Source organism: Streptomyces coffeae, from assembly GCF_016741875.1.
Lineage (GTDB): Bacteria > Actinomycetota > Actinomycetes > Streptomycetales > Streptomycetaceae > Streptomyces > Streptomyces coffeae.
Window position 1 is genome coordinate 1 of record NZ_JAERRF010000029.1, and the last position, 13,220, is coordinate 13,220.

Sequence of the window (13,220 nt, forward strand, 5' to 3'; positions counted from 1 at the left end):
CGCCGGGCAGGCGGTGGAGGAGGTGCTGACCTGCCTCGAGGGCCGGCGCTCGAAGCCGCTCGTGGTCAGTCATGCGTTCCATTCGCCGTTGATGGAGCCGATGCTGGCGGAGTTTCGCGAGGTCGTGGCCTCGATCACGTATGCCCCGCCGTGCATCCCGGTGGTGTCGAATGTGTTCGGGCGTCTTGCCGGGCCGGGTGAGTTGTCCTCGGCGGAGTACTGGGTGCGTCATGTTCGTGAGGCGGTGCGTTTCGCCGATGGTGTGCGGGCGCTGGCGGATGAGGGTGCCGATGTGTTCGTGGAGGTGGGTCCCTCCGGGGCCCTGACCGCGATGGCACAGGACACCCTCGACGAGGTGTCCGGCGAGAGCACCGCCGTCGCGCTGGCCCGCAAGGACCGGGACGAGACTCAGTCGTTCACGGCGGGCGTTGCCGAGGCGTACGTGCACGGCGTCGGCGTCGACTGGGGCTCCGTCCTCGCGGCGGGCACCTCGGTAGCCCTGCCCACCTATGCCTTCCAGCACCGGAGTTACTGGCTGCACGACCCGGGCCGCTCCAGCGGTGACCTGAGCGCCCTCGGCATGGGCGCGGCTGACCATCCGCTCCTGGGCGCCGTCGTCCGGCTCGCCGACGGGCAGGGCGTGGCACTCACCGGCCGCCTCTCCACCCGTACGCATCCGTGGCTGGCCGACCACACGGTGGCGGGCACGGTGCTGCTGGCCGGCACCGCCTTCGTCGAACTCACGGTGCACGCGGGTGACGAGGCCGGCTGCGCCCGCCTTGAAGAACTGACCCTGGAGGCGCCGCTCGCCCTGCCCGACGAGCCGGTGGCCGTGCAGGTCCGCGTCGGGGCGCCGGACGCCGCGGGCCGCCGTCCGGTCGGGGTGTTCTCGCAGCGTGACGACGACGACCCCGACACCTGGGTGCGGCACGCCGAGGGCCTGGTCGCACCCGGCGGTGAGACCGAGCCCCTCCGGGCGACGGCCTGGCCGCCGGCCGGCGCGCAGGCGATCGAACTCGACGGTTTCTACGAGCGGTTGGCAGACGCCGGGTACGGGTACGGGCCCGCGTTCCAGGGCCTGACGGCCGTATGGCGGGACGGCCACGACGTGTACGCCGAGGTGGCGCTGCCCCAGGAGACGGCGGAGCAGGCGGGCCGCTTCGGGCTGCACCCGGCACTGCTCGATGCCGCGCTGCACGCGGTGTCCGCCGCCGACGGTCTCGACGGCGACGTGATCCGGCTGCCGTTCGCGTGGCACGGGGTGACCCTCGCCGCGTCGGGAGCCACCGCGCTGCGGGTGCACCTGTCGCTGGCCGACCCGGACGCGGTCTCCCTGGAGGTCGCCGACGGTGCCGGGCGCCCGGTGGCCTCGGTCGAGGCGCTGGCCTCCCGGCCGGTGTCGGCCGAGCAACTGCGGCGGTCGGTGACGGCCGACCGGAGCGCGCCGCTCTTCGCGGTCGAATGGTCCGCGGTGCCGGGCGAGACCGACGGCCGGGCGGCCTCCTGGACGGTCATCGGCCCCGAACTCCCGTTGCCCGACAGCACGTTGGGTGCCGACTGGGCGGTGCTGCCGCCGACCGCTGTATCCATGGCGGACGGGGCGGGCACGGCTGCCGCAGCGCGCGAGTGCGCCGCTCAGGTGCTCGGCGTCATCCAGACCTGGCTCGCCGCCGAGCAGTACGCCGAAACGGGACTGGTGGTCGTCACGCACGGGGCCGTCGCCGCCGGTGACGACCCGGTGGAGAACCTGGTTCAGGCCCCGCTGTGGGGTCTGGTGCGTGCCGCCCAGTCCGAGAACCCAGGCCGGTTCGTCCTGGTGGACACCGACGCCCCCGACGACTGGGAGGACTCCGTCCGCCTGGCGCTGGCCACCGGCGAACCGCAGGTCGCCGTGCGCGTCGGGCGCACCCTGGCACCCCGCCTCACCCGCGCCGCCGACACGGCCGCCGCACCGTCCCAGGCCCCGGTCTGGGACGCCGAGGGCACCGTCCTGATCACCGGCGGCACCGGCTCCCTGGGCCGGACGCTGGCCCGGCACCTGGTGACCGAGCACGGCGTCCGGCACCTGGCCCTGGCCGGCCGGCGCGGCGCCGACGCCCCGGGTGTGGCCGAACTGCGCGCGGAACTGGCGGTGTCGGGCGCCTCGGTGTCGGTGGTGGCCTGCGATGTGGCCGACAGGGACGCGGTGGACCTGATGCTCGCCGGTATCCCGGGCGACCATCCGCTGACCGCGGTGGTGCACACCGCGGGCGTGCTCGACGACGGCATGCTCACCGCACTGACCCCCGAGCGCCTCGACGCGGTACTCCGCGCCAAGGTCGACGCCGTCATCAACCTCCACGAAGCCACGGCCGACCTCGAACTGCGCGCGTTCGTGCTGTTCTCCTCGGCGGCCGGCGTCTTCGGCAACGCAGGGCAGGGCAACTACGCCGCGGCCAACACCTTCCTCGACGCCTTTGCGCAGCACCGCCGCGCCCAGGGCCTGCCCGCCAGCTCCCTCGCCTGGGGCCTGTGGGCCGAGGACGGCATGGGCGGCCGGCTCGGCGGCGGCGACCGCGCCCGGCTCTCCCGCGGCGGCATCGCTCCGCTCTCCCGCGAGCAGGGCCTGGCACTGTTCGACGCCGCCCTCACCGCCGGGCACCCGCTGCTCGTACCGGTCCGCCTGGAACAGCAGGCCCTGCGCGCGCAGGCCGCGGGCGGTACGCTGCCGCCGCTGCTGCGCAGCCTGGTCAGGGTCCCGGTGCGCCGTACCGCCGACACCGGCAGCGGCGACGCCGATGCCTTGGTGCGGCAGTTGGCCGCACTGTCCGAGCCGGAGCAGGAACGCGCGCTGCTCGACCTGGTGCGCACCCGGGCCGCCACCGTGCTCGGCCACAGCTCGTCCGCGGGCATCGAGGCCGACCAGGCGTTCCGCGACCTCGGCTTCGACTCGCTGACCGCCGTCGAACTGCGCAACCAGCTCGGCGCGGTCACCGGCCTGAGGCTTCCGGCCTCCCTCGTCTTCGACTACCCGAGCCCCGCGGTGCTCGCCCGCCATCTGCGCACCGTGCTCGTCGGCACCCGTCAGGGTGCGACCGCCACCGTGGTGCGCACCACGGACACCGACGAGCCACTGGCGATCATCGGCATGGCCTGCCGGTTCCCCGGTGGCGTGGAAACCCCCGAGGACCTCTGGGAGCTGCTGCGCGACGGCAAGGACGCCGTCTCGCCGCTGCCCGACGACCGCGGCTGGGACGTCCAGGCCATGTACGACGCGGACCCGGACGCCATCGGCAAGAACTACACGCGGGCCGGCGGGTTCCTCGACGCGGCCGGCGACTTCGACGCCGAGTTCTTCGGCATCCCGCCGCGCGAGGCGCTGGCGATGGACCCGCAGCAGCGGCTGCTCCTGGAGACCTCCTGGGAGGCGTTCGAGCGGGCCGGCCTGGCGCCGGAATCGCTGCGCGGCACCGACGTGGGCGTGTTCGCGGGGGCGATGGGCTCCGACTATCTCGCCACCCTGCACGTCCCCGCCGAACTGGAGGGCTTCGCGGCCACCGGCAGCGCCTCCAGCGTCGTCTCCGGCCGGATCGCCTACACCTTCGGCCTGGAGGGCCCGGCGGTGACGGTGGACACGGCATGCTCCTCCTCGCTGGTCGCCCTGCACATGGCCGCCCAGTCGTTGCGCAGCGGCGAGTGCTCGCTCGCGCTCGCCGGCGGCGTCATGGTGGTCTCCTCGCCCAAGGCGTTCATCGAGTTCAGCCGGCAGCGCGCGCTGGCGCCCGACGGCCGCTGCAAGGCGTTCTCCGCGGACGCGGACGGCACGGGGTGGGGTGAGGGCGTCGGCGTGCTGCTGGTGGAGCGGCTGTCGGACGCGCGGCGCAACGGGCACCGGGTGCTCGCGGTGGTGCGGGGCTCGGCGGTCAATCAGGACGGCGCCAGCAACGGTCTCACCGCGCCGAACGGCCCGTCCCAGCAGCGGGTGATCCGTGCCGCCCTCGCCGCCGCCGGGCTGACTGAGCTCGAGGTGGACGCGGTGGAGGCGCACGGCACCGGTACCTCGCTCGGTGACCCGATCGAGGCGCAGGCGCTGCTCGCCACGTACGGGCAGGGCCGGGACGCGGACCGGCCGCTATGGCTGGGCTCCATCAAGTCGAACATCGCGCACACCCAGGCCGCGGCCGGTGTCGCCGGTGTGATCAAGATGGTGATGGCGCTGCGCCACGGTGTGCTGCCGAAGACCCTGCACGCCGACGAGCGCTCCCCGCACGTCGACTGGACCGCGGGCTCGGTCGAGCTGCTGACCGAGACCCGGGACTGGCCCGAGTCCGGGCGGCCGCGCCGGGCCGGTGTGTCCTCGTTCGGCATCAGCGGCACCAACGCCCACGTGATCGTGGAGCAGGCACCCGCCGACGACGCCGACTCCGCAGAGGCCCCCGCGGCCGACGCACCCTCGAGCGGCCTTGTGCCGTGGGTGCTTTCCGGCGGGACCCAGGAGGCCCTGCGGGGCCAGGCGGCTCGCCTCGCCGCCTTCCTGGCGGACCGGCCGGAGCTGGAACCGCTCGATGTCGGCGCCTCCCTGGTGACCACCCGCGGGCGGTTCGGACACCGGGCCGTGGTCCCCGTCGACCCGTCCGACCGTGACGCCTCGCTGGCGGCGCTGCGCGCGCTGGCCGGCGGCGAGGGCGCGGGCGGCGCCGTGCAGGGGGTGGCCCGCGGCGGGACCCGCGCAGTGTTCGTCTTCCCGGGGCAGGGCTCGCAGTGGGCCGGCATGGGGGTCGAACTCCTCGATTCCTCACCGGTGTTCGCGGCCCGGTTCGCCGAGGTGGCCGCCGAGATCGAGGCACACGTCGACTGGTCGGTCGAGGCCGCGGTACGCGGTGGTGACGGCGCGCCGTCCCTGGACCGCATCGAGGTGCTGCAACCGGTGCTGTTCGTGATCATGGTGTCGCTGGCCGGGGTGTGGGCCTCGGCGGGCGTCAAGCCGCAGGCCGTGGTGGGGCATTCGCAGGGCGAGATCGCCGCCGCGGCCGTCAGCGGTGCGCTGACCCTGGCGGACGCCGCACAGATCGTGGTGCTGCGCTCGCAGTTGTTCGCCGACGAACTGGTGGGCAAGGGCGCGGTGGCCTCGGTCCCGCTGTCCGCCACGGAGGTGGAGTCCCGGATCGCGCGCTTCGGCGACGTCCTGTCGATCGCCGGGAACAACGGTCCGCGTCTGGTGACGGTCGCCGGTGAGGTCGCCGCCCTGGAGGAACTGGTGGCCGAGCTCGAGGCGGAGGGGATCCGTGCGAAGGTCATCGGCTCGACGGTGGCCTCGCACTGCTCCCAGGTCGAGCCGCTGCACGACCGGCTGCTTCAGCTGCTGTCCTTCGTCCGGCCGCGGGCCGGCTCGGTCCCGATGTACTCCACGGTCACCGGCGAGGTCCTGACCGGCGCCGATCTGGACGCCGCGTACTGGTACGAGAACTGCCGCCGCCCGGTCTCCTTCGAGCCGGTGGTACGGGCGCTGATCGCGGACGGATTCGACGTCTTCGTGGAGTCCAGCGCCCACCCGGTCCTCACCTACGGCATCAGCGAGACCGCCGACGAAACCGGCGCCGAGGTCCACGCCCAGGGCACCCTGCGCCGCCACGAGGGCGGCCTCGGGCGGGTGCTGAACTCCTTCGCCGAGGCATGGAGCCGCGGCGTCGACGTCGACTGGGCCGCGCTGCTCAAGGGAGGCCGGACCGTCGACCTGCCCACCTACGCCTTCCAGCACAAGCGCTACTGGGCCGCCGACCCGCTGGCCGGCGGCGACCCGGACGCCCTCGGACTGGCCGCCGTCGGCCACCCGCTGCTCGGTGCCGCGGTGGTGCTCGCCGAGGACCAGGGAGTCGTCCTCACCGGCCGGATCTCCGCCCGGACACAGCCATGGCTGGCCGATCACGCGGTCGCGGGCACCGTCCTGCTGCCCGGTACCGGCTTCGTCGAACTGGCCGTCCAAGCCGGCGACGCAGTGGGCTGCGGACGGCTCGACGAGCTGATGCTGGAAGCCCCGCTGGTGCTGCCCGAGGACGGCGCCGTCACCGTACAGGTCCGGGTCGGCGCGGCCGACGCCGACGGGCACCGCACGGTGAGCGTTCACGCCCGGGGCGGCGACGGCCAGGAGTGGACCCGGCACGCCAGTGGTGTCCTCAGCGCCGAGACGCCGACCGCCGGGTTCGACCTGGCGGCATGGCCCCCGGCCGGCGCCGACCCCCTGCCCCTCCAGGGCTTCTACGCCGGGCTTGCCGAGTCCGGGTACGGATACGGGCCCGCCTTCCAGGGCCTGCACGCCGCCTGGCGGCGCGGCGACGAACTGTTCGGCGAGGTGGCCCTGCCGGAGGCGAACGCGGAGGGCGCCGACGCCTTCGGCCTGCACCCGGCGCTGCTCGATGCGGCCCTGCACACCGCCCTGGCCGCCGCATCGGACACCGACGAGGTACAACTGCCGTTCACCTGGAACGGAGTGGCCCTGCACGCCGAGGGCGCCGTCGCGGCCCGCGTACGGCTGGCGCCGCGCGACGGCGAAGGCACGAGCCTATGGCTGGCGGACACCGAGGGACAGCCGGTCGCCTCCGTCGAGGCACTGGTCACCCGGCCGGTGGCCAAGGAGGTCCTGCAGCGGGCCGCCATCGGCACCGACCAGGGCCTGCTGCTCGGCGTCGACTGGGTGCCGGCCCCGGCCCGCACCGAGCCGCCCGCACCGGCCGCCTGGCAGATCCTCGGCGACCGTGCACACGAACGTGCCGACGGCGAACCGGAGTTCCTGGTACTGCCCTGCACGCCCGTCAAGTGCGCGTACCTCGCCGAGATGGTGTACGAGGGCACTCGTGAACTCCTGGAAACCGTACAGAGCTGGCTCGCGGCCGACTCCGGAACCGGGCCGCGACTGGTGATCCTCACCCGCGGCGCCGTCGCCACCGGGGACGGCGAGCCCGTGGCCAACCTCGACCAGGCCGCGCTGTGGGGGCTGGTGCGGTCGGCGCAGTCCGAGAACCCCGGCCGGCTGCTGCTCGTCGACGTCGACGAGGACACCGCATGGGAGAGCGTGCTGCCCGCGGTGCTCGCCACCGAGGAACCGCAGGCCGCGGTGCGCGCCGGCACCGTCCTGGTGCCCCGCCTCACCCGCACCTTCCCCGAGGACACGGCCGGTACGGGCACGGCCGCACCGGACCCCGACGGCACCGTCCTGATCACCGGCGGCACCGGCCTGCTCGGCCGTCGGACTGCCCGACACCTGATCACCGTCCGAGGCGCCCGGCACCTGGTGCTGACCAGCCGCCGCGGCATGGACGCCCCGGGAGCCGCCGGGCTCAGGGCAGAACTCGAGGAGTTGGGTGCCCGGGTGACGATCGCTGCCTGCGACGCCGCCGACCGGGACGCCCTGGAGGGCCTGCTCAGCGCGATCGACCCGGCGCACCCGCTGGTGTCCGTCGTGCACGCGGCCGGCGTCCTCGACGACGCCACCTTCGCCGCGCTCACCCCCGAGCACCTTCAGACGGTGCTGCGGCCCAAGGTCGACGCCGCGCTCCACCTGCACGAGCTGACCCGTGAGCTGCCGCTCGCCGAGTTCGTGTTGTTCTCCTCCGCGGCCGGCGTCTTCGGCAACCCGGGCCAGGGCAACTACGCCGCTGCCAACGCCTTCCTGGACGCCCTCGCCCAGCAGCGCCGCGCCGAGGGCCTTCCCGGCGTCTCGCTCGCCTGGGGCCTGTGGGCCGAGGAGAGCGGCATGAGCGAGGAGGCGAACCGGACCGGGTTCGGCCGCGGCGGCGTCGGCGAGATCAGCACCGAGCAGGGCCTCGCCCTCTTCGACGCGGCAACCTCGGTGCCCGGCCGCGCGCTGCTCGTCCCGATCCGGCTCGACCTCGGCGTGATGCGTTCGCGCGCCATGTCCATGGGCGCCGACGCGGTGCCCGTACTGCTGCGCAGCCTGGTACGGGTGCCGGCCCGGCGCGCCGCCGCCGGCGGCGGCACCGACGGCAGGTCCTCAGCCCTGGTGCGGCGCCTGGCCGGGCTCTCCGCCGAGCAGCGGGAGCGGGCGCTGCTGGACCTGGTGCGCGAAACCGCGGTCGCGGTGCTCGGGCACAGCAGCGTCGACGCGATCGACCCGGGCCGCGGGTTCTTGGAACAGGGCTTCGACTCACTCACCGCGGTCCAGTTGCGCAACCAACTGAGCAGCGCCACCGGTCTGCGCCTGCCCGCCTCGCTGCTCTTCGACTATCCGACGCCGTCCGGCCTCGCCGTCCATCTGGCGACCCGGCTCAGCGGCGGCCCGCGTACGAGCACCGCCGTCGCGCCCGCCACGGCCGCTGCGCCGGACGAGCCGCTGGCCATCATCGGCATGTCCTGCCGGTTTCCCGGCGGCGTCGCCTCCCCCGAGGAGCTGTGGCGCCTGGTCAGCGAGGGACGGGACGCGGTCGGCGAACTCCCGGCCGACCGCGGCTGGGACCTGGAGGGCCTCTACGACCCCGACCCGCAAGCCGCGGGCCGCAGCTACGTCAAGGAGGGCGCGTTCCTCTACGACGCGGGCGACTTCGACGCCGAACTCTTCGGCATCTCCCCGCGCGAGGCGCTGGCGACGGACCCGCAGCAGCGGCTGCTGCTCGAGGCGTCCTGGGAGGCGTTCGAGCGGGCAGGGCTGGCGCCCGAGTCGCTGCGCGGCAGCCGCGTCGGCGTGTTCGCGGGCTACATGGGCACCGACTACCTGCCCGGCGGTGTACTGCCCGAGGGTCTGGAGGGTTACGCGGTCACCGGCAGCACCGGCAGCGTGGTCTCCGGCCGCATCGCCTACACCTTCGGCTTGGAAGGCCCGGCGGTGACGGTCGACACGGCGTGCTCCTCGTCCCTGGTCGCCCTGCACCTGGCCGCCCAGTCGCTGCGCAACGGCGACAGCACGCTGGCGCTCGCGGGCGGTGTCACCGTGATGGCCGGACCGCAGGAGATGGTCGAGTTCAGCCGCCAGCGCGGTCTTGCCCGCGACGGCCGCTGCAAGGCGTTCTCGGCCGACGCGGACGGCTTCGGTTTCGCCGAAGGCGTCGGCCTCCTGGTCCTGGAACGCCTCTCCGAAGCGCGCCGTAACGGCCACAACGTCCTCGCGGTGGTGCGAGGTTCGGCCGTCAACCAGGACGGCGCGAGCAGCGGCCTGACGGCGCCCAACGGCCCCTCCCAGGAGCGGGTCATCGAGGCAGCCCTGGCGGCTGCCCGGCTCAGGCCACGGGACGTGGACGCGGTGGAGGCGCACGGCACCGGCACTCCGCTCGGCGACCCGATCGAGGCGCAGGCGCTCCTCGCCACCTACGGGCAGGGCCGCGAGGCGGACCGGCCGCTGTGGCTGGGTTCGGTGAAGTCGAACATCGCGCATACGCAGGCGGCGGCCGGCGTGGCCGGTGTGATCAAGATGGTGATGGCGCTGCACCACAGGGTGCTGCCCAAGACGCTGCATGCCCAGGAGCGTTCCGGGCACGTGGACTGGTCCTCGGGAGCGGTGGAACTGCTCACCGAGTCGCGCGAGTGGCCCGAGACCGGGCGTCCGCGCCGGGTCGGTATCTCCTCGTTCGGCATCAGCGGCACCAACGCACACGTGATCGTGGAGCAGGCTCCGGACAACGCGGCCCGGGCCGCCGAGCCGGAGCGCACCGGCGGTGCGCCCGTGGGCGGTGTGGTGCCGTGGGTGCTGTCCGGGCGCAGCGCCGCAGCCCTGCGGGGCCAGGCGGCCCGGCTCGCCGAACTCCTCGCGCGGCACCCGGAGCCGGACCCCCTCGACGTCGGCCACTCCCTGGTGGCGTCGCGCTCGGCGCTGGAGCACCGGGCGGTCGTGCTCTGCGCCGGCGGCGGCCTGGAGTCGCTGCACGGCGGGCTCGCCGCGCTGGCGTCCGGGGAGCCTGCCGCGGGCCTGGTGCGCGGGACGGCGCGGGCCGGGGTGCGCACGGTGCTGGTGTTCCCCGGGCAGGGGTCGCAGTGGGTGGGCATGGCCAAGGGCCTGCTCGAGGCGTCCGAGGCGTTCGCCGCCCGGATCGCCGAGTGCGAAGCCGCGCTGTCCCCGTTCACGGACTGGTCGCTCACACAGGTGCTCACCGGCGGCGAGGAAACCGCCGGACTCCTCGACCAGGTGGACGTGGTGCAGCCGGTGCTGTGGGCGGTGATGGTGTCACTGGCCGAGGCGTGGCGCTCGATCGGTGTGGTTCCGGCCGCGGCCCTCGGGCACTCGCAGGGCGAGATCGCGGCCGCCACCGTGGCGGGCGCGCTGTCCCTGGACGACGCGGCGCGCGTGGTCGCGCTGCGGGCGCGGGCCCTGGTCAGGCTGCAGGGGCTCGGCGGCATGGCGTCGGTGGCCGCCTCTCGGGCCCGTACGGAGGAGCTGATCGCGGCGTACGGGGAGCGGCTGTCGGTGGCGGCGGCGAACGGGCCGGAGTCGACCGTGGTGTCCGGCGACGCGGATGCGCTGGCCGAACTGATCGCCGCCGCTGACACGTTGCAGGTGCGGATCCGGCAGGTTCCGGTGTCGTACGCCTCGCACTGCGCCCACGTCGACCGGATCCGCGACGAGGTGCTCCAGGCCCTGGCCCCGATCCGGCCGGTGGCGTCGGCGGTGCCGTTCTTCTCCACGGTGTCCGGCGACTGGCAGGACACCACCGAGCTCGACGCCGAGTACTGGTTCCGCAACCTGCGCCGACCGGTCGAGTTCGAGGCCGCCACGCGGTCGCTGCTCGACCAGGGCTACAGCGTGTTCATCGAGTCGAGCGCGCGCCCGGTTCTGGTGAACGCTCTGCTCGAGACCATCGAGGACACCGACCGGGCCGGCACGGCCGTCGGCTCGCTGCGGCGGGACGAGGGCGGCTGGGACCGGTTCCTGACCTCGGCCGCCGAGGTGTACACCCAGGGCGTGGACGTCGACTGGGCCGGCCTCCTGGCGGGTGGCCGCACGGTCGCACTTCCCACGTACGCCTTCCAGCGCAAGCGCTACTGGCTGGAGCGTGCCACCGCGGAGCAGAAGGCCGGTACGGGGACGCAGGACGCCGTCGACAGTCGGTTCTGGGAGGCTGTCGAGCGGGAGGACCTGGAGGAACTCGCCGCCACCCTGCAGCCCGGCATCGACGGCGACGTACGCGGGTCGCTGGAAACGCTGATGCCCGCACTGTCCGCCTGGCGGCGGCAGCGCCGCGAGGAGCAGACCGTCGACTCCTGGCGCCACCGCATCGTGTGGCGGCCGGCCCCGCAGGACAGGCCGGCCGTGGCGATGGGCAGCTGGATCGTCGCGGTACCCCAGACGCTGCGGGACCACCCATGGGTGGAGGCCGCCGCCGGCGCGCTGACAGCCGCCGGGGCCGAGGTGCGCCAGGTACTCCTGGACACCGCGAACCCGGAGCGCGAGACCTGGGCCGCGCGCCTGAAGTCGGCCTCGCCCGTGGCGTCCGGCGTGCTGTCGCTGCTCGCCCTGGACGAGGCGCCGGTGCCCGGGCGGCCGTCCACGGTGACGGCGGGCGTGCTCGGCACCATGACGGTGCTGCAGGCCGTGGACGACGCGGGCCTCGGGGCCCGGGTGTGGTGCGCCACGCAGGGCGCCGTGTCCGTCAGCCCGGCGGACCGTGCACAGAGCCCGGTGCAGGCGCAGGCGTGGGGCCTCGGCCTGGTGGCCGCCCTGGAACAGCCCGACCTGTGGGGCGGCCTGGTCGACCTGCCGGCCGCGGTGACGGACCGGACGGCCGAGCGGCTGCCCGGCCTGCTGGCGGGCGGCAGCGAGGAGGACCAACTGGCGCTCAGGTCCTCGGGTGTGTTCGTACGGCGGCTGGTGCCCGCGCCGCTGGCGCAGTCCGCGGCGGTACGGGAGTGGCGGGCGCGCGGAACCGTGCTCGTCACCGGCGGTACGGGCGGCCTCGGCGGGCATGTGGCGCGCTGGCTGGCCGGGCAGGGCGCCGAACACCTGGTGCTGACCAGCCGTCGCGGGCCGGATGCCCCAGGGGCCGCCGAACTGCGGGCGGAACTGGAGAAGTTGGGCGCCCGCGTCACCATCGCCGCCTGCGACGTCGGTGACCGCGATGCCGTTGCCGTGCTGCTCGACGGGCTCAAGGCCGAGGGCTCCACGATCCGTTCCGTTGTGCACACCGCCGGTGTGCCCGGCCGCTACCTGCCCCTGGCCGAGGCGTCCGCCGACGATCTGACGGAGACGCTGGCCGCGAAGGTCGGCGGTGCCGAGGCGCTGCACGAGCTGCTCGCGGGCGAGGAACTGGACGCGTTCGTCCTGTTCTCCTCCAACGCGGGTGTCTGGGGCGGCGCCGGCCAGGGCGCGTACGCGGCGGCGAACGCGCACCTGGACGCGCTGGCCGAGCGGCGCCGGGCGGCCGGGTTGCCGGCCACCTCGGTGGCCTGGGGGATGTGGGCCGGCGACGGCCTGGCCCGTACCGAGGACATCGGCGAACAGCTCAGCATGCGTGGTCTGCGGCCGATGGAACCCGCCCTCGCCATCTCGGCCCTGCACCAGGCGATCGACCGGGACGAGACCTTCCTGTCGGTCACCGACACCGACTGGGAGCACTTCACGGCCGTCTTCAGCGTGGCCCGGTCGAGCCCTCTGCTCGCGGAACTCGCGCCGGCGCAGGAGGCCGAGGACGGCACCGGGGCCGGCGAGCAGGACGGCTCGCGCTCCGCGCTGGTCGCCCGCCTCGCAGCGGTGCAGCCGCCGGAGCAGCACCGGATCCTGGTGGACCTGGTGCGGGCCGAGGCGGCCGCGATCCTCGGGTACGCGGGGCTCGGCGAGATCGACCCGCAGCGCGGGTTCACCGAGCTGGGCTTCACCTCACTCAGCGCGGTCGAGCTGCGCAACCGGATCAACGAGGTGACCGGCCTGAAGTTGCCGCCGTCGGTGATCTTCGACCACGCCAACGCGGCGGCCCTCGCCCGTCGGATGCGCACTCAGATGGACCCGGCCGGCTCCGCCAAGGACGGCTCCGTCCTGGAACGCATCCAGCAGATGGAGACGGCCGTACTGGTCCGCCCGCCGGCCGGCGGCGAGCGCGACCTCGTCGCCGGACAACTGCGGGAACTGCTCCGCAAGGTCGAGGGCCAGGACGCCACCGCGGACGGCGACGCCGCGATCGACCGGGACGCGCTGGATGCGGCCTCGGACGACGAGATGTTCGCCCTGATCGACAAGCAGCTCGGGCTCGACTGACGTGCCCTTGGCCGCCGTTGGTGCACGGGCCGGACGCGTCCGCCCGTGCACC

Annotated in this window: 1 protein-coding gene; it reads left to right on the forward strand. The window is 74.4% G+C overall.

What is annotated here, in order from left to right:
* A partial coding sequence (locus tag JK363_RS33410) for a type I polyketide synthase (protein WP_201881086.1) occupies nt 1-13,168 on the forward strand: 13,168 nt, incomplete at its 5' end.
* Nucleotides 13,169-13,220: the final 52 nt, after the last annotated feature.